Origin of the sequence: Nostoc sp. NZL (assembly GCF_015714705.1) — a bacterium.
GTDB classification, from domain to species: domain Bacteria; phylum Cyanobacteriota; class Cyanobacteriia; order Cyanobacteriales; family Nostocaceae; genus Nostoc; species Nostoc foliaceum_A.
This window is the reverse complement of the sequence record NZ_WBKL01000183.1, coordinates 1-438: the sequence shown is the minus strand read 5'-3', so window position 1 is coordinate 438 and position 438 is coordinate 1. Positions and strand designations below refer to the sequence as shown.

Annotated in this window: 1 protein-coding gene; it reads right to left on the bottom strand. The window is 41.3% G+C overall.

Annotation, left to right across the window (positions count from 1 at the left end):
• Window positions 1-35 precede the first annotated feature (35 nt).
• On the bottom strand, window positions 36-422 hold the full coding sequence (locus F8R90_RS27295; protein ID WP_196513288.1) for a four helix bundle protein: 387 nt from the start codon (window positions 420-422) through the stop codon (window positions 36-38).
• Between the last annotated feature and the right edge of the window lie 16 nt (window positions 423-438).

Below are 438 nucleotides of genomic sequence, written 5' to 3'. Positions count from 1 at the left end.
GGGCAGGGAGCAGGGGGCAGGGAGATGATGGATAATTAGCGTTTTATGAGCCAGGGGGATGGATTGTTGATTATGATTACTAGAATGCCTAAAACTCGGTTGTAATTTCCATAAAGTTCTTTACCTGTATCAACATCTAAATAACTACACTTGACAGCAAATTTCAACCAAGTCTGAGTCTCTGCTGCCTCTGCTTCCGAATCATTTAACTTAGCTACAAAAGCAGCTTCATATCGACGTTTTCTCCATGCTTCCGCCAGATTTGCACATACAGAACGTGACGATCTACGAATTTGGTCGGTCAACGAATATCTCTCTTCTACAGGAAACTTCTTGGATAGTTCAAATATTTTCATGGCTGTATCAAATGCCATTTTGTATACTTCCAAGTCTTCATGACTTTTAATTGGTTCTTTTTCCATTCCCCCTGCCCCCTGC